Genomic DNA, 17821 nt, shown 5'->3' on the forward strand with positions numbered 1-17821 from the left:
GGTTAGGGCTATAAGTCCAGTACCGCCTGCAACTGTGCAGCAGCTCGGCGCAGGGTAGGCGCATATTCCATTAGGCTGGACAGTGGCTTGCGAATAGTAGGAGCATGCACGGCCAACGTAGCGCGAACCTGCCCTACCTCATCATAAATGGGTACGGCAATGGCTACCATGCCGTCAATCAATTCTTCATTGTCGGTACTCAAGGTATTGTCGGCAATTTTCTCCATTTCCTGTTCCAGCAACTCTCGGTCAGTAATACTATTCTGGGTGTGAACATCCAGAGGTAAACTGGCAAGTAGAGCTTTGCGGCGGTGCAGTGGCATTAACGCCAGAAACAATTTGCCACTGGCAGTACAATGTAGTGGCATACGCGAGCCGAGTGGTAACTGTATACGTACCGGCCAGTTGGTTTCAACTCGCTCGAAGTAGACCAGCTCATGGCCATCCAGCAAGGTAATATTACAAGTCTCTCCTAACTCCGCGGCTAATTTCTGCAATACCGCCCGTCTCGGAGCTCCTACACTACGTTGAGCAAGTACACTTAAGGCCATTTTTCTCAAGCGCGGCCCTGGGCTGAGGTGGCGACTGTCGGGCTCTTTTTGTAACAGGCCTTCCTGCTCCAGTTGGCTGATAATACGGTGAACCGTTGGCTTGGGCACATCAAGGCGCTGACATAAATCAGCTACCGTGGTCGCCCGGTCTTCCTTGAGTATTTCCTCGATCAAGGCAAAAGCACGAAGCAACGTTGAATTGGTTGCACTGACTGATGTACTCATGAGCCCTCCTGAATGAATTTTCAAACAGTTTATCATAGGGACATCTGGATACACTCCGCGAACTGCTGACAAAGTAACACATCATCTTCCAGTGCTCGTCCGCTAACACCAACCGCACCAATCAACTGCAGCTGATTAAACAGCGGTACCCCACCAGGAAGTGACGTAAATTTTTCATCCAGAAAGTCGGCCATTGATAAGTTTTCATTGATTAACCTATCCCTAAACATGGCGGTCGACACGCCCATCCTCGCCGCCGTATAAGCCTTTCCGATTGCAATATTGATCAAGCGTTCGGGCGCATCATCCATCCGATAGAAATAAATCAACGATCCATTATGATCAACGGCTGCCAAACACACAGGCTGACCTTCATCAGCCATGAGCTGGTCCACCATTAGCTGACATACTCTTGCTACACTGCTGATACTTACGGTCACGAGCACTCCTTAGGGTTACACCTTAAAAAATATAAAAGCGAAGCCATCAGGCTCCGCTTTTATCAAGCGCGGCATTACAACAGAAGCAATGAAATACTTGGAACATAGGTAATTAGCAGTAATACAGCGATCATCACCAGCAGATAAACCCAAATATGTCTAGCCAGACCACCGATGCTGACCTTGGCAATTCCACTGGCAACAAACAGGTTAACGCCTACCGGAGGTGTAACAAAACCAATCGCCAAGTTCATAACCATCATCACCCCAAAGTGAATCGGGTCCACATCCACAGCCAGAACTAAAGGCAACAGTATAGGAGTCAGGATAACAATGGCTGCCAAGGCCTCCATGAAAACACCAATCCACAACAGAAAGATGTTTATCATTATTAGGATCAGAAACTTGTTCGAGGTTATCGAAAGAATCAGCTCGGCGATACTCTCGGGGATCTGTTCAATGGTCATGATATTACCGAAGATGGTCGCCATCGCCATCAACAGTATAATGATAGATGAAATACCGGCAGCATCCTGAGTCGCAGACCAGAGATTGCGAAAGGTTAATTCTTTATGAATGCACAGACCCACGAACAGTCCATACAAGGCGGCAACGGCAGCAGCCTCTGTTGGTGTCATGATGCCACCATAGATACCACCCAACACAATCACTGGCACCATCAATGCCCACTTGGCCTGCCAAGCTGAGTACATGAAGGTTTTTAGAGAACGCTCGCGCACCTCACCATACCAACCGTTTTTCTTAGAAATTACATAGGCGACGATCATAAGAGCGACCCCCATGATCAAACCAGGAATGATGCCGGCTAGAAACAGCTTACCAATCGACACCTGAGCCGATACCCCGTAAACCACAAAGGGGTTACTCGGCGGAATAATCACCCCAATCGCCCCAGCACAAGCCACCACAGTGGCAGAAAAATATTTATCATACCCTCGAGCTATCATAGCCGGAATAGTAATAGAACCGATGGCGGCTACCGTAGCGGGGCCTGAGCCACTAATGGATGCGAAAAAGATACACGTCATAATACTGGTCAACGCCATACCACCAGGTAAAGCACCGACCAGCTCATCCCCCAATGCCAGCAGCCGCTTGGATAAGCCTCCGGCGCCCATAAATACCCCTGCCGCAATAAAGAAAGGAATGGCCATGATGGGGAAAGAGTCGATAGAAGAAAAAGCAATTTGAGCCAAATAGTCCACCGGCAGGGTGCCAGCACCCAGTACCGTCACCAGCCCGGACAGACCTAACGCAAAGGCAATGGGTATTCCCATCAATAAAAATAACGTGAAATATCCGAACAATAACAGCGAGGCACTCCATTCATCGGATAACAATACCGGTGCAAAAATAATGGCTGGAGCCACTAATCCTATACAGATATCGAAAATACTCATACCCCGACTCTGACGCCACAAGGACTGCAGTGTACGCAGACTCATTAGCCCAAAGCCGATGGGTAAAATCAGATAGGGGATATAGTATCCGATTTGTAGCGCAGGTGTTGTTTGTGGCATGGCCAGCTGCATTTCCACATAACCCAGCCCCATAAAGGCAAACAAAAACACCAAAACAAGAGTACAACCGTCAATTACCAGCCAAAGAATATCTTGATAGCGTTTAGACAATTTATTATGAATTACATCGACACGTATACCACCTCTCGAAATAATCGAGATAGAAACGGCTAGGTAAGATATCCAGATAAAAATATAACGAGCCAGCTCTTCGGTCCAAACTCCCCAGCCAACGGCATCCTTAATACTGAGACGTAACCCTTCGATATCTACCCAAGCCCCGAATAACTGTTCAAATTCTGGGGTGCCAATCAGATTTAACACGGCAGAGATAGAGTACCTAAAAAATGTTTGGTAATTGATGATGACGATCATCAACATCAAACCGATAAACAGGAAAGGCTTTTCAAAATGTTTAGTGGCAACATCAAAATAAGAAGCCTGTTTTTCTTTAGCCTGCTCTCTATGTGTTTTTACGGTTTCCATACAGCAGCTCCGGGTTCATATTCCAAAGTAATACCCACTAGCGGAAACGAAAAGTTTCCGCTATTCGAGTGATTGTTCAAGTGAGTCGGAGTGTTACTGCTGAGTATCCTGAACTAATTCAATCAGTTCAGCTGGAAGCTTGGCGGCGAACTCATCAAATACCGGCTTGGTCAATTGACGATATTCTGCCAGCTCTTCCTCGGTAACCTCATGAATACTGACACCAGCATCGAGCATTCCCTGAAGCGATTTTCTTTGATCTTCTGGGTAGGCCACGGTGCGTTGATAAGTTACCGCTTCTTGAGAGGCTTCTTCAATCAGCTGCTGGGCTTCCTCGGGCAATCCGTCCCACCATTTCTTGTTCGCAAGGGCCACCTGCATGCCATAGTTATGAGCCGAAGTTACCGCGTACTTCAAGTTCTCATGATGCTTAGCACCATACATGAGGTCGAAGGTATTACCTTCTGCATCTATAGTGCCTTGTTGCAAGGCCGTATAGACCTCCCCCCAAGAAATGGGTGCAGGATTAGCGCCTAGAGACTTGGCTACGGCCACATCAACAGGTGAGTCTGTAGTCCGCATTTTCAGACCGGAGAGTGAATCAGGACCATTCAGTGGTCTATCTTTGGACACAAAATTACGATAACCATATTCTGCATACATTATAGGGTGCAGGGCGATGTCATGTGCAACTTTCTCCAAGTAGGAGTTCAGAGGGCCGCCTTTATCCAGCGACTTATACAAATTTTCCTGATATTTGGGGCTGGTGATATAAGGCAAATCAAACACTTGGTAAAGAGGAGTAAAACTGGCAAGGTTCGGAGTTGAGCTAACACCAATTTCTAACGTTCCTCTCTGTGCGCCTTCAATCATCACTCTATCACTACCCAATATAGAACCAGGGAATAGCTGCACCTTGATCTTGCCATCTGATTTTTCCTTAACCAGATCGGCAAATTTCTTGTAGGCCACAGTAATGTGGCTACCGGGAGGAGCTGGATGAGCAAGCTTCATTTTGATCTTGGGGCCTGAATAGTCAGCCACCGCAGCCGTATTGACCGACATCATCAGTACCACCGACGACAAAATAATTGGAGTAATCTTCATAAGTGACCTCGTCCTTGTCTACATGATTTAAAGAAGCTGTTACATAAAGGCAACAACCGTAACTATATGTATCAAAAACCATCAACGTCAACATTAACATCAACTTTTTTGATAACCAATGAATCGAAAACAGAAATAACCATATCAATCAACACCTTAAATTAGGTTTATTTTATTAAGGAAGTACACTCCAACCAAAATTAGCTTTTTACAGCGTCACAACCAACCCAACCAACAACAAAAACTTAACAATAAATATCAAATTTATCTTGATATAGCGTTAAAAGTGACTATTTTGATAATAATCGTATCGTTTCTTGGTGGTGTGTTATGTCTCTAGATAAAGATAAGGTTTTTGGAGAGTTCGACTATATTGTTGTAGGCGCAGGCTCGGCAGGATGTGTGCTGGCCAATCGACTCACTGAAGATCCGCAGGTCAGTGTATTACTGTTAGAGGCTGGAGGACGTGACTGGAACCCTTGGATACACATTCCAGTAGGTTACTTTAAGACCATGCATAACCCCTCTACTGACTGGTGCTATGTTACCGATCCGGATCAGGGTATTGATGGTAGACAACTACAGTGGCCCAGGGGCAAGGTGCTCGGAGGCTCCAGCTCACTCAACGGCTTACTGTATATTCGCGGCCAGCATCAAGACTACGATGGCTGGGCTGCAATGGGTAACGAAGGCTGGAGCTATGAGGAAGTACTACCGTATTTCAAAAAGTCCGAATGTCAGTCTCGAGGAGCCGATGCCTATCACGGGGTTGATGGCCCATTGAAGGTATCCGATCTTCGTTTACGCAGAGAAATCGCCGATCGCTTTGTTAAAGCGGCACAGCAGATCGGCATCCCTGCCAACCCAGACGTTAATGGGGAAACACAAGAAGGTGTAAGTTATTTCCAGCAAACCGCCTATAAGGGCTTGCGCTGCAGCAGCGCCAAAGCATTCTTGCGCCCAGCATTGAAACGCCCCAACCTAACCTTACTGACCCGCGCACATACTCGCCGTATTCTGTTGGAAGGAAAACAGGCTACCGGCATCGAATTTGAGCACAAAGGTAAGCGTTTGCAGGCCAAAGCAAGACATGAAATCGTACTTAGTGCCGGTGCCATCGGCTCACCGCAAATATTACAGTGTTCGGGAGTTGGTGAGCCTGAGCATCTCAAATCAGTGGGGGTTGATTGCCTACACCCCTTGCCGGGAGTTGGTGAAAATTTGCAAGACCATCTACAAATACGCCTTGTATTCAAGACTAGTTGTAAAACACTCAACGATGAGGTGAATAATCCGTTAAAAAAACTGGGGGTAGGTATACAGTACGCGTTTTCCAGAACGGGGCCCCTGACGCTGGCCGCCAGTCAGGTGTGTATATTTACCCAGTCTAGAGACGGACTAGATCGACCAGACATTCAATTTCACATGCAACCACTTAGTGCTGACAAGCCCGGAGAAGGTGTACATCCTTTCTCCGCCTTTACCGCCTCCGTGTGTCAGCTACGCCCCCATAGCCGAGGTACTATAAAAATCCGAAGTGCCGATCCCCATGAATATCCTTCAATTCAGGCGAATTACCTTTCGGCAGAGGAAGATCTTCGAGTGGCAGTGAATGCCATCAAGGTAGCTCGACGCATTGCCGAAGCCGATGCACTTAAGCCCGTGATCCTCGATGAACATGTGCCCGGTCGCCAGTATCAGACTGACGAACAGTTACTGGATGCAGCCCGTCGTTTCAGTCAGACCATTTATCATCCGACCAGTACCTGCAAAATGGGCAGCGACGAAATGGCGGTAGTCGACAGTAGACTAAGAGTTCACGGTATCAAGGGGCTCCGAGTCGCCGACGCTTCTATTATGCCGTTGATTGTGTCCGGTAATACCAATGCTCCTTCAATCATGATTGGTGAAAAGTGCGCCGATATGATTAAGCAGGACCGAGTACATGATTAATAAAGTATCAGCCATAAACGCTACTTAATTAGCTTCAAAAAACAAGTTAGTTGAAGCAGCGTTTACAAAATAAAGCGCTGTATTTTAAGCTTTAAAGCGCTTCAATCTTAAGGCGTTGGCGACGACGAACACGCTCGACATGGCCATGGCACCGGCGGCTAACATCGGCGAAAGTAAGATGCCGAAGGCGGGGTATAACACCCCCGCGGCTACCGGGATCAGGCAGGCGTTGTAGGCAAACGCCCAAAACAGATTTTGGCGGATATTAGTCAGTGTGGCCTGACTGATGGCCAGCGCATTAGGCACGGCACGTAAGTCGCCACCCATAAGTACCACTTCGGCCGCCTCTATCGCAATATCGGTACCTGTGCCGATGGCTAAACCCACATCAGCCTCGGCGAGTGCCGGTGCATCATTAATACCATCGCCCACAAAAGCCACCGGGCCATGTTGTTTACGCAAACGCTGTAAGGCCGCCACTTTACCATCGGGCATGACTTCGGCTTCTACTTCATCAATACCCAACTGGCGGGCAATCGCCTGTGCGGTGTGACGGTTATCCCCGGTGATCATAGCCACTTTCAGCCCTAAAGCATGTAAGGCATTAATGGCCTCAGGTGTGCCTTCTTTAATGGGGTCGGCTACCGCAATAATGGCGGCTAACTTGCCGTCGATGGCCGCATAAAGCGGACTTTTACCTTCTGTTCCTAGCTGTTGTGCAGTGTTACTGAAGGCCGCTAAGTCATAACCTAATTGCGTTAGGTAACGATCGGCCCCCACGGCTACTTTTTTCCCGCTTACCTGCGCACTAACGCCGAGACCAGACAGTGCCTGAAAATCTTCGGGGGTGGCGAGTGTTAGCTCGCGCGCTTTGGCTGCAGCCACTATTGCCTCGGCAATGGGATGCTCAGAATGCTGCTCAACGGCGGCAATAAGCGCCAGCGTTTCGTCTTCATCAAAATCGGGCATGACCTGTAAGTCGGTTAACTCCGGCTTGCCTTTGGTAAGAGTACCGGTTTTATCTAGCGCCACCACTTTAGTGTTGCGCAGCGTTTGCAGGGCTTGGCCCTTGCGAAATAGCACGCCTAGCTCGGCGGCACGGCCGGTGCCCACCATAATGGAGGTGGGAGTGGCCAAGCCCATGGCACAGGGACAGGCGATAATCAGCACTGCCACTGCGTTAATTAAGGCAAAACTTAATGCCGGTGTCGGCCCTAACCATAACCACACCGCAAACGTTAGCGCCGCAATAGCCATCACTACCGGCACAAACACGGCGGTCACTTTATCTACTAATGCTTGGATAGGCAGCTTGGCACCTTGGGCCTGCTCGACCATGTGAATAATTTGCGCCAGCAAGGTGTCTTTACCGATCTTGGTGGTAGTAATGCTTAAAGCGCCATTCTTGTTAATGGTGCCGCCCACTACGTCGTCACCTTGCTTTTTTTCTACCGGTATTGGCTCGCCGGTTAGCATCGACTCATCCACATAAGAGCTGCCAGACTGCACTGTGCCGTCCAAGGGGATGCGCTCGCCGGGGCGCACTAATAAGCAGTCTCCGACTTGTACTTCGCTTAAAGGGAGTTCTTGGCTTTCGCCATCGCGCTGCACTCTTGCGGTATTTACCTGCAGGCTCAGCAAGCGTTGTATCGCCTCGCCAGTGCGGCCTTTCGCTCTGGCTTCCAGCAAACGGCCCAGTAAAATCAAGGTGATGATTACGGCAGCCGCTTCAAAGTAAACATGTTGAGTGCCGGCGGGCAAAATATGCCCTGCAAATAACACCACCACCGAAAATCCCCAAGCCGATAAACTACCCAACGCCACGAGTGAGTTCATATCGGGGGTGGCACGGAATAACGCAGGCAGCCCTAAGCGTAAGAAACGTCGGCCCGGCCCCAGCAACACTAATGTGGTTAATACAAATTGAATACTCCAGTTCAACGTTTGACCTAAGGTGGCTTCAACCCACTGCGCCATGCCGGGAATAACGTGGGCGCCCATTTCTAATATAAAAACCGGCAGGGTCAGCGCCAGCGACCAACCAAAGTCACGCTTTAAGCTTTGCAGCTCCTGTTGGTGGCGCGCATTATCATCTTCTCGCTCGGCAGAAATGGGTTTAGCCTGGTAACCGGCTTTTTTAATGGCTGCCACTAATTGTGCTTGGTCAACATTACCCACCAAGGCACTCACTTGTGCGCGTTCTGCCGCCAAATTAACACTGGCCGAGAGCACGCCGGGCAAACGTTGTAGCGCTTTTTCGACCCGTCCCACACACGAGGCGCAGCTCATGCCAATGATGGTGAGCTCAAACTGTTCGCTACGAGTTTGATAGCCAGCCTTGGTAAGGGTGTCGGTTAATGTCGCGGCTGAAGTACCTGCGGTTACACTCACGTCGGCCTTTTCGCTGGCTAAATTAACGTTCGCCGCCGTCACGCCGGTTGTTTTCAGCAAGGCCTGCTCAACACGACGCACGCAAGATGCACAGCTCATGCCGGTAATCGGCAGCTGGATCTGTTGCTCGTTTTTGGAGGCCGATAGTGGGCGAGAGTTAGGCTGAGAGTTAGGGTGGGCGGTGGTCATAAGCGAAGTCCTCAATGGCGATCATAGCCTGAGTGTAAGGCTTACCATAAGGGGAAGGTCAAGCCCGCTAAGCGTTAGCTGTACGACAAAGGCGTAAATAAGGCTGTACGCCATAGGCGGTACGTCAAAAGCAGAGCTCACAACAAAAGAGGAGGGTTATCTTTAATCGTCAGGCGTAAGGCCTACGGCGTTTTCTTAGAGAGCTGTTCGAGGATGGCGCAGTGGGAGTTTTCGTCGCCGGGGCAGGCGTTGATCATTTGTTGTAAGGTGGTTTGCATGGCCGCCAGCTCGCGCATTTTGTGCTCCACTTCTTGCAAATGCAGCTGTGCCACTTCTTTTACTGCACGGCTGGGACGCTGTGGGTCTTGCCACAAGCTTAACAAAGCATCAATTTGGTTGATGGAAAAACCCAACACCCGCGCTTGACGTATAAACTGAAGCACTTCAATACTTTGCGCATTATATTGCCGATAGCCCGCCGCGCTGCGCTCGGCAGGCTTAAGCAGTTTTATCTGTTCGTAATGGCGGATCATCTTGGCCGACAAGCCGCTGAGTTTTGCCGCCTCACCAATGTTCATTAGCTTTCTCCGAAAGAGCGATCAGCTGTCAGCCGTCAGCCTGTCACTTAGTCACATCTTTTGATTGCATTATAAATAAAAATGAGATGTATGATTTAGTCGGCTCGCCCTGCATAACTGCCGAACAAAGGGTCTTCTTCATCGACACGCTGCAAGCACATCCCTGTGACGCTCAAACACATAACATCCCTGTTATGTGATGGTCGGTGAAGAAGATCCCTTTATCCGGCCACACGCCACTGTGTCGTCTATCGGTGCCGTCTACTGATACTCTCTTGTTCAAAAGTCGGCAATTGGGCCGCGTCAATATTCATTTAATATCTTATAAAACAATTGCTTGAATGACCTTGTTACTTAGATAGCGGTGACTCTCACCCGTCTATCTCTTTAAGATATTCGTAGGATTCAACATAATCCATCAGGGTTAACCAGCCTCGCCAAAGCGCTTGCGTACCTACTCGACCATTTCTTGAACGGTCATGCCAACGGCCTAATCGCGCTAAGGCATAATAGGCCCAATGCAGTGACGGTGCCTGCTCGGGAAAGGCTTTTTTCTCTGTCTTATTCCACAGTAATCGCCAAGCGACCCTGCTTAATAACGTCTCACAACAGATAGTTTTCGCTTCTTCTCTGTTCTGTGCTATTTCTTTCAGTTGCAGTAGGCGCACGGCGATAAAGGCTTTGATCACCGCGGTGCGACGCACGTTTTCTTTGGTCTGCATCCGCAGCTCTTCAACCTGGGTGCCTTCGCTTTTCCAGATCCGATGAAACTCTTCTATCCGCCAACGTAACTCATAATATCGGACTATTTTGCGTGCGGCAGTCGCATCAGGCAAGGGCTCGGTGGTGTACAATACCCAGCACAGCGGGTCTTTTATGCCGTTCGACATTTCACGGCAATACACTACGTTAAGCGTCAGGGTGTCTTGTGCTGTTGCCCGCTGCGGCTTAGGCAGGGTGACTTGAGTATGGCTGAGTGCAATCGTTGCATCTCGGGCGGGTCGGCCCCCTTTCGACGCAATATGAACCTGGTAATTGCACACCGGCTCGAGCGCGTCTAACGTGGCGCGTAACTTCAGCTCATCACCCGCTAGCTTACGGTCACCTGACGAGCGCACCACAAAGCGGTGCTGGTGCTCAATTTGATAGCCCAAATATTCATACATATCGGCTTCTCGGTCACACACATCGATGACATTACTCATGTCACCCAGTCGGCTAGCCAGTGTTTCCGCGCCACGTTGCCACTTATAACTTTCTTTTTCTTCCCGCGCTCGGCATTGTAGCGAGTGGCTGCTATCCTTTTGTTTTTCCTGACGAAACCAGTAGTGTTGATTCGCTAAACCGAGCACACATTCACGCTCAGCATCCAACATCAAAGTCGAATGTGCATAAAGCGTTCTGCCTTTAGCGGAGCTGCGTTTGCTGCTAGCAGAATTCACTTCGCCCAGCTCGTCACAGACCGCGTGTTTATAGCTCAGACCGGTGGTGTCTTGTAAGGCCAACACCAGTGGCCGCTGTGAAATGAGGGCATCGGTATACTCAAACCCCGCTTGCGCGATGTGCTCGGGTTTAATGTAATCGTTAGCGATAAATCGGTAGGCACCTTCAAGGCTAGCAGGGTCGAGAGACGACATCGCCACCGAATTAGGGGCTGAGGCCGCCATATCCGCCGCCAGTTTGGTCAAACGCTTGGTGCGTCGCGCATCCCCTAACATGGCTTTACCAAATAGTGCGTCGGCCCAACTGGTCTCATCAGCGATAAACATCATGCATCCTAGAAGGTAAAAAATTAATTAGGTCATATAGTTGACTAAATTTAAATAGAAAAGTCGGTAAAAGGCATGAATAGGTTTTTTGTTGACCTAAACGGTCAGCGTAGGGTCTAAATCGGGCAGCTGTCCGAAGGAAACTGATTTGCGGCTGCGGCACAATGCGAGAGCACGCGTTCGCCTACAAAATCCAGGCAACTCGGTGCTCATGAGAGGGTAGAGTGCGTCTGCTCCGCCGACCCTCCGCGCCAGGGAGGGCGCGGCGGAGCCCCCAGGGATGGGTTTACGGCGAGTCGATCGGAGTAGTGCGCTCTGCCCGATTACACCATTAAATTCAACAAAAAGATGTGACTAAGTGACAGGCCGTAAGCTATCAGTTTTAAGCGTTCTGCTACTTCGCCGAAAACAGACAACAGCGCCGTGGCCACAAGACGATGGCTTTTCTTCTAGCTCGGCGCTGGACGCTATATTAGCTTTGTTTAGGCGGATAACCGGCACTAGTCAGCGCATTTACCAGCTGTTGTGGGGTACGGTTGCTGTGCACGGTAATCTGATGATTGAGCAAGTCAAAATCAATTTCACAATTCTCATCTACTGCGGTTAAGGCATCGGTAATCGCGCCCACGCAATGGCCGCAAGTCATATCCGGTATGGTAAATTCAGTCATCTTGCTTTCCTCAAGTTAGTAATGTTTCATCAACAGCTGCAGAGTAAGCGCTGGCGCCCTAAAGCACCAACACTAGATTTTAGTGATTAAAGCTATTTGCCACGGAAGACACGGACAACACAAGGAAAAATAGTGATCAAATCTGAAAGTAAATATTAATGGTAAGAGCCAAACACCCGATCATCTGAGATGGAGCTCTTAACAATTTAAATACCTTAGATTCTTTATTCTTGTCGCAAATAAACTACTTCCGTACTTCTCGTAACAGAGAGTGTGGCAAAACAGTTCTAGATCTAGACGGTTTTCGGGCCTAGCGCTATATTTTAATCCGTTTTACGCCACGCCTGCTCCATCACCAAAACGATGAGCGTGCCAGTAAGCAAACCGTTACCTAATAAATATTGTGCCAACCCCGGCCACTCACGATACAGCTCTGGCGGCAGAAACATACAACCTACGCCTAGCAGCATAGTCACGCCCAAAATAGTACCGGCTCTTTGGTCTAGCGGGTACTTGGTTAACAGCTGAAATGCCAACATCACCAACTTAATAAAGGTGGCTAGTAAGGCGGCGTTAGCAACCGGCGACGGCAGCAAAGATAAAAAGCCCACTGCGGTGGGGAATAAGCTCACCAGTGCCAACAAGACACAAGCCAGCATAAAAGGAGCTCGTCTTTGGTCACCCGTCAGTTGAATAAAGCCCGCGGTAACCGGCAGTGGCACCACGGCAATGGTAGACAAGCCACCAGCCATAATATGGCTAGCGCCCGAGGCCCAACTACTGCGATTGAGCGCCTGCTTCATATCGGGCTGCTGTTTATCAACCACCGACGAAATAGCGGTAATCGCCGCCACTTGGTTTGATACTAACAGTAGCGAAAACAAGACCGCCACCACTAGCATGCCCATATCTAGCCGCGGTGCACCAAAAGCAAATATCTCAGGCCATTGTATGCCAGAGGCGGTGTTAGGTAAGGTGGTGCTACTTAACCCTAATAGGGTAAAAGCTACCCAACCGGCGATAATTCCTACCAGTACCGCATAAGTGCGCACAATGGCGTGGCGACTGAACGAGCACAGCAACACCCCCACAAATACCAGTAAGCCGATACCGGCTACCGGCATGGTCATCATGCCCGTGCGCGGGTCGGTAACCATGCCGCGTACAAATACCCCCGACAGCTGAATAACCAACAACAACATAAAGCAGCCGGTCACTAGGGGCGTAAACAAAAACAGTAAGCGATGGGTTTGTTGTGCCAATCCCAGTACCAGCATAATGCCCCCTGACACCAGTACCCCACCAGCCAATAATTGCAGTATTTCGCCGCCTGCATAGCCTTGTGCGCGGCCAATATAAGCCATCACAATAAATACAATAGCCCAGGAACCTGCCGGGCCATCGGCCACCGGATAACGGTGTCCCAAAGCCACTTGCAGCAAAGAGCTTAACCCCACCAGCAGCAGCGTGCGCTGCATTAAACCGGAAATTTCTGCGCTATCGAGGCCAAAGGCCTGACCTAATATAATGGGCAACGCCAACGCGTTAGCTAATAAAAAGATAAACCACTGGCCGACACTTAAGCCCCAGCCAAAACGAGATTGCATACATAACTCCAGCCCTTCGGGCAGCGGTGAGCTGTCAGCTTTAAGCTGTCAGTCTGAAATAAACACTAAGCCCTTCGGGCTGCTGTAAGCCGTAAGCTGTAAGCTGTAAGCAGTCAGTTAACAACCAACAGCATAGACACGTTACCGTCAGTAAAAATGAACACCAGGCTCTTTGGATTGTTGTTGAACTGACGGCTGACGGCTCCGCGCTAGCGGACATTATTATCGGCAGCGAGTTGTTTGCCGTCTAACGCTTCTAAAATAGAGCAATGTTCGGCACTTTCTAAGCCTCCACAGCATGCGTCTGACAGTTGCTTAAGGGATTGACGAAATTGCTCCAGTTCGGCAATGCGCTCGGCCACGTCCTTAATTTTGGCATCGGCTACGGCTTTTACTTCACGGCAGGTGACCTCGCAGCTGCTGACTCGCAGCGACAGTAGCTCATCAATTTCTTTTAAGGTAAATCCCACCCGCTTGCAACGCAGAATAAAGTGCAGCCGGCGCTTATCTTCTTCGTTATACACTCGATATCCGGCCGGTGTACGCGAGCTGGGCGACAGCAGACCTTCTTTTTCATAAAAGCGCAACGTATCGGCCTTTACCCCAAACTGCTTTGCTAGCTCACCAATTCGAAACATTCGTTATTCTCCCTGCGAAGCGAATAGAAACATCAAGCTTATTACCCCTAAAAACTCAGGGTAAGTAATGGCTCGTAACTCCTGTGGAGTTGTCGGTCAATTTGCGTCTTAAAAACTAAAAATTTTTTTGCCACTGAATCCACTGAACCCACGGAAAAATAGTGATCAGATCTGAAAATGATCTTTATGAGTAAGAGCTAAACATAAGTACATCATAGGGGGATCTTACCCATCAAAGTCTCTTGGGCTCTTGCTCGCACGAGAGCTGCGCCCGTGATTCTCGTAAACAAAGAGGGTGTTCTTCCGTGGCAAATAAAATCTTTTTCGGTTCAACATCTGTTATGTCGTTCTGCTTACCTACAGAAATAGTCACACAAGCCATGGTAAAATACAGTAGAATACGCCGCCTCTGTTTCTGCGTATTAGAGCCTATGTTCTGGCGCGCTAGGCGGTTTGGTAAAGTCGACGATATGCCCGCCGATTTTACCAAACCCCCCGAACGATCGTTAAAGGAACGAGAAACCATGGAAACTGCTCGACCCATTCGCCGTGCTCTGCTGAGTGTGTCTGACAAAGACGGCATCGTCGCCTTTGCCCAAGGCCTACACGCCCGTGGCGTAGAACTTTTGTCTACTGGTGGCACCGCCCGCTTGCTGGCCGAACAAGGCCTGCCCGTCACCGAAGTGTCCGATTATACTGGCTTCCCAGAAATGATGGATGGCCGCGTTAAAACCTTGCACCCCAAAGTGCACGGCGGAATTTTGGGCCGTCGCGGCAAAGACGACGCCATTATGGCCGAGCACGCCATTGATCCCATCGACATGGTAGTGGTTAACCTTTACCCCTTCGCTAACACCGTCGCTAACGCCGATTGCAGCCTCGAAGATGCCATCGAAAACATCGACATCGGTGGACCGACCATGGTACGTGCCGCCGCCAAAAACCACAACGATGTAGCCATAGTGGTGAATGCCAGCGATTACGACCGCTTGCTTAGTGAGATGGACGCCGGTAACAACAGCCTTACTCAAGCCACTCGCTTTGATCTCGCCATTGCCGCCTTTGAACATACCGCGCAATATGACGGCATGATTGCCAACTATTTTGGCACCATGGTTCCGGCTTATCACGCCGCCAGCGAAGATTCAGCCTTCCCTCGCACCATCAACTATCAGTTTACTAAAAAGCAAGATTTACGCTATGGCGAAAACAGCCATCAGCGCGCCGCTTTTTATGTAGAAAACGACATTGATGAGGCGTCTGTTGCTACTGCCATTCAGCTGCAAGGCAAAGAGTTGTCGTTCAACAATATCAATGACACCGATGCAGCCCTTGAGTGCGTTAAAGAATTTGACGTGCCCGCCTGCGTAATCGTTAAGCACGCCAACCCATGCGGTGTGGCACTAGGTGACGACATTCTGCAAGCCTACGAGCGCGCTTATCAAACTGACCCGACGTCTGCTTTTGGCGGCATTATTGCCTTTAACCGTGAGCTGGATGAAGCCACGGCCAACGCCATTGTTGAACGCCAGTTTGTAGAAGTAATTATTGCTCCTAGCGTGTCTGACGCCGCTAAAGCGGTAGTAGCCGATAAGAAGAATGTACGTTTGCTCGTGTCTGGCGAGTGGACGGCTAAAACTCAAGGCCGTGACATTAAGCGCGTGAACGGCGGTATTTTGGTGCAAGACCGCGATCAGGGTATGGTCGATTTGCATGATCTTAAAGTGGTCAGCAAACGCCAGCCTACCGATGCCGAGCTACAAGATTTGTTGTTCTGCTGGAAAGTAGCCAAGTACGTTAAGTCTAACGCCATTGTTTATGCTAAAGGCGCACAAACCATTGGTGTGGGTGCAGGCCAAATGAGCCGTGTGTATTCTGCCAGAATTGCCGGCATTAAAGCCGAAGATGAAGGTTTGCAGGTTGAAGGTTCGGTAATGGCGTCTGATGCGTTCTTCCCGTTCCGCGATGGCATAGACGCCGCTGCTGCTGCTGGCATTAGCTGTGTTATTCAGCCCGGTGGTTCGATGCGTGATGATGAAATTATTCAAGCGGCTGACGAGCATGGCATGACCATGGTCTTCACCGGCATGCGTCACTTCCGCCACTGATTATAAGTTAGAAGCTTAAGCTCGAGCAGGGCAGGAGCATCACACGCCGACGCGCTAAACCGCATCCATGCGGCGCTCAGCACATGACATCCGACCGCCAAGGATGGCGGAAGTGTCAACATCGCAGGAGCACTTGTTGACCCTGTCATGTGATGGTCGGCTTAGTGATTGCCCCTACCCTGCTCTGTTAGCGGAATTTCTAGCTTCTATCATTTGCTTTAATAATTTTGAGGAACAAAATTGATGAAAGTATTAATCATTGGTGGTGGTGGTCGTGAGCATGCTCTGGCTTGGAAAGCGGCGCAGTCGGCTAATGTGAGTCAGGTGTTTGTGGCTCCCGGTAACGCCGGCACTGAGCTTGAGCCTAACCTGTCCAATGTGGCGATTGCGGCTACCGATATTACAGGTTTGCTGGCATTCGCTCAAAAAGAGCAGATTGCCCTGACCATTGTTGGCCCAGAAGCGCCGTTAGTGGCCGGTGTGGTTGATGCCTTTGAAGCTGAGAGCTTGGCCATTTTTGGCCCTTCTGCGGCAGCTGCGCAGCTGGAAGGTTCTAAGGCGTTTAGCAAAGACTTTTTGGCTCGCCAACAAATCCCCAGTGCCGATTATCAGAACTTTACCGAAGTAGAGCCCGCTTTGGCTTACTTACGGGAAAAAGGCGCGCCTATCGTAGTTAAAGCCGATGGTCTTGCAGCAGGTAAAGGCGTGATCGTGGCCATGACCTTAGCCGAGGCCGAAACGGCGGTACGCGATATGTTGTCTGGCAACGCCTTTGGCGATGCAGGCAGCCGCGTGGTTATCGAAGAATTTTTAGACGGTGAAGAAGCTTCGTTTATTGTGATGGTGGACGGTGAGCATGTATTGCCCATGGCCACTAGCCAAGATCACAAGCGCGTAGGTGATGGTGATACGGGCCCTAATACCGGCGGCATGGGAGCTTATAGCCCAGCACCGGTGGTAACGCCTGAAATCCACGACCGCATTATGAGTCAAGTTATCATGCCCACCGTGCGTGGCATGGCAGACGAAGGTCATACCTATAAAGGCTTTTTGTATGCCGGCCTGATGATCGATAAAGCCGGTCAGCCCAAAGTGATTGAGTTTAACTGTCGCTTTGGCGACCCAGAAACTCAGCCGATCCTGATGCGCTTACAATCTGACTTGGTTGAACTGTGCTTAGCGGGCTGCAAAGGCGAGCTGAACAAAGTAACCGCCGAGTTTGACCCTCGCGCAGCAGTGGGTGTGGTATTGGCCGCCGGTGGTTATCCCAGCGATTATCGCCAGCATGATGTGATCAGCAATATTCCTGCTGAAACCGAGTTCAGTAAAGTATTCCATGCCGGCAGCACGTTTAAAGATGGCAAGCTGGTCACCTCTGGTGGTCGGGTGCTGTGTGCGACTGCGTTAGGTAATACGGTGACTGAAGCACAGGCTAACGCCTATGCCGTTGCCCAGCCTATTGAATGGCAAGGTGTGTTTTATCGTCACGATATTGCCTATCGCGCCATAGAGCGTGAAAACCAAACGTCTTAATAAGGCGTTACGTTTTCAGATAAGCCAAATCAAGC

At 49.8% G+C, this 17821-nt stretch carries 13 protein-coding genes; 3 read left to right on the plus strand and 10 right to left on the minus strand.

The genetic code is table 11. The features are described 5' to 3' along the window. Positions 1–8 precede the first annotated feature (8 nt). The 4 genes from ACFQ1C_RS04580 to ACFQ1C_RS04595 all read right to left on the minus strand — a co-directional run bounded on the left by ACFQ1C_RS04580 (position 9) and on the right by ACFQ1C_RS04595 (position 4350). Entirely contained in the window at positions 9–776 is a 768-nt protein-coding gene (locus ACFQ1C_RS04580) for an IclR family transcriptional regulator (protein WP_379557358.1), read from the minus strand. Positions 777–808: 32 nt separating this feature from the next. Continuing rightward, positions 809–1222: a GlcG/HbpS family heme-binding protein gene (locus ACFQ1C_RS04585; RefSeq protein WP_379557359.1), complete on the minus strand. Its 414-nt coding sequence runs from the start codon at positions 1220–1222 to the stop codon at positions 809–811. A 68-nt stretch (positions 1223–1290) separates the two neighbouring features. After that, positions 1291–3243, minus strand: coding sequence for a TRAP transporter large permease (locus tag ACFQ1C_RS04590; protein ID WP_379557360.1), 1953 nt, complete (start codon positions 3241–3243; stop codon positions 1291–1293). 93 nt (positions 3244–3336) lie between these two features. Beyond that, a complete protein-coding gene (locus tag ACFQ1C_RS04595) occupies positions 3337–4350 on the minus strand; it encodes a TRAP transporter substrate-binding protein (RefSeq protein WP_379557361.1) in 1014 nt (337 codons plus the stop codon). 330 nt (positions 4351–4680) lie between these two features. On the opposite strand from ACFQ1C_RS04595, the gene ACFQ1C_RS04600 reads away from it, so the two are divergent. Next, positions 4681–6303, plus strand: a complete 1623-nt coding sequence (locus tag ACFQ1C_RS04600; RefSeq protein WP_379557362.1) for a GMC family oxidoreductase — start codon at positions 4681–4683, stop codon at positions 6301–6303. Positions 6304–6387: 84 nt separating this feature from the next. Here ACFQ1C_RS04600 and ACFQ1C_RS04605 read toward each other — a convergent pair whose 3' ends face one another. From ACFQ1C_RS04605 to zntR, 6 genes are all read right to left on the minus strand, one after another. Next, positions 6388–8883 (minus strand): heavy metal translocating P-type ATPase, encoded by a 2496-nt coding sequence (locus ACFQ1C_RS04605; RefSeq protein ID WP_379557363.1) that lies wholly within the window; start codon positions 8881–8883, stop codon positions 6388–6390. A 182-nt stretch (positions 8884–9065) separates the two neighbouring features. Further along, on the minus strand, positions 9066–9461 hold the full coding sequence (gene cueR / locus ACFQ1C_RS04610; protein WP_379557364.1) for a Cu(I)-responsive transcriptional regulator: 396 nt from the start codon (positions 9459–9461) through the stop codon (positions 9066–9068). Positions 9462–9832: 371 nt separating this feature from the next. Next, positions 9833–11233, minus strand: coding sequence for an IS4 family transposase (locus ACFQ1C_RS04615; RefSeq protein ID WP_379557365.1), 1401 nt, complete (start codon positions 11231–11233; stop codon positions 9833–9835). Between the two features lie 469 nt (positions 11234–11702). Then, entirely contained in the window at positions 11703–11900 is a 198-nt protein-coding gene (locus ACFQ1C_RS04620; RefSeq protein ID WP_379557366.1) for a heavy-metal-associated domain-containing protein, read from the minus strand. Between the two features lie 323 nt (positions 11901–12223). Then, on the minus strand, positions 12224–13507 hold the full coding sequence (locus ACFQ1C_RS04625; RefSeq protein WP_379557367.1) for a purine/pyrimidine permease: 1284 nt from the start codon (positions 13505–13507) through the stop codon (positions 12224–12226). 209 nt (positions 13508–13716) lie between these two features. Then, positions 13717–14145, minus strand: a complete 429-nt coding sequence (gene zntR / locus ACFQ1C_RS04630) for a Zn(2+)-responsive transcriptional regulator (RefSeq protein ID WP_379557368.1) — start codon at positions 14143–14145, stop codon at positions 13717–13719. 524 nt (positions 14146–14669) lie between these two features. Here zntR and purH point away from each other — a divergent pair. Together purH and purD are read left to right on the plus strand one after the other, a co-directional pair. Continuing rightward, positions 14670–16253, plus strand: a complete 1584-nt coding sequence (gene purH, locus ACFQ1C_RS04635) for a bifunctional phosphoribosylaminoimidazolecarboxamide formyltransferase/IMP cyclohydrolase (protein ID WP_379557369.1) — start codon at positions 14670–14672, stop codon at positions 16251–16253. 243 nt (positions 16254–16496) lie between these two features. Further along, positions 16497–17786, plus strand: a complete 1290-nt coding sequence (gene purD, locus ACFQ1C_RS04640; protein ID WP_379557370.1) for a phosphoribosylamine--glycine ligase — start codon at positions 16497–16499, stop codon at positions 17784–17786. Positions 17787–17821: the final 35 nt, after the last annotated feature.

Source organism: Oceanisphaera ostreae, from assembly GCF_042676125.1.
GTDB classification, from domain to species: Bacteria; Pseudomonadota; Gammaproteobacteria; order Enterobacterales; family Aeromonadaceae; genus Oceanimonas; species Oceanimonas ostreae.

Coding starts and splice junctions, on each gene's coding strand:
- ACFQ1C_RS04580 (WP_379557358.1), bottom strand. CDS start 776: ATGAGTACATCAGTCAGTGCAACCAATTCAACGTTGCTTCGTGCTTTT.
- ACFQ1C_RS04590 (WP_379557360.1), bottom strand. CDS start 3,243: ATGGAAACCGTAAAAACACATAGAGAGCAGGCTAAAGAAAAACAGGCT.
- ACFQ1C_RS04595 (WP_379557361.1), bottom strand. CDS start 4,350: ATGAAGATTACTCCAATTATTTTGTCGTCGGTGGTACTGATGATGTCG.
- ACFQ1C_RS04600 (WP_379557362.1), top strand. CDS start 4,681: ATGTCTCTAGATAAAGATAAGGTTTTTGGAGAGTTCGACTATATTGTT.
- ACFQ1C_RS04605 (WP_379557363.1), bottom strand. CDS start 8,883: ATGACCACCGCCCACCCTAACTCTCAGCCTAACTCTCGCCCACTATCG.
- cueR (WP_379557364.1), bottom strand. CDS start 9,461: ATGAACATTGGTGAGGCGGCAAAACTCAGCGGCTTGTCGGCCAAGATG.
- ACFQ1C_RS04615 (WP_379557365.1), bottom strand. CDS start 11,233: ATGATGTTTATCGCTGATGAGACCAGTTGGGCCGACGCACTATTTGGT.
- ACFQ1C_RS04620 (WP_379557366.1), bottom strand. CDS start 11,900: ATGACTGAATTTACCATACCGGATATGACTTGCGGCCATTGCGTGGGC.
- ACFQ1C_RS04625 (WP_379557367.1), bottom strand. CDS start 13,507: ATGCAATCTCGTTTTGGCTGGGGCTTAAGTGTCGGCCAGTGGTTTATC.
- zntR (WP_379557368.1), bottom strand. CDS start 14,145: ATGTTTCGAATTGGTGAGCTAGCAAAGCAGTTTGGGGTAAAGGCCGAT.
- purH (WP_379557369.1), top strand. CDS start 14,670: ATGGAAACTGCTCGACCCATTCGCCGTGCTCTGCTGAGTGTGTCTGAC.
- purD (WP_379557370.1), top strand. CDS start 16,497: ATGAAAGTATTAATCATTGGTGGTGGTGGTCGTGAGCATGCTCTGGCT.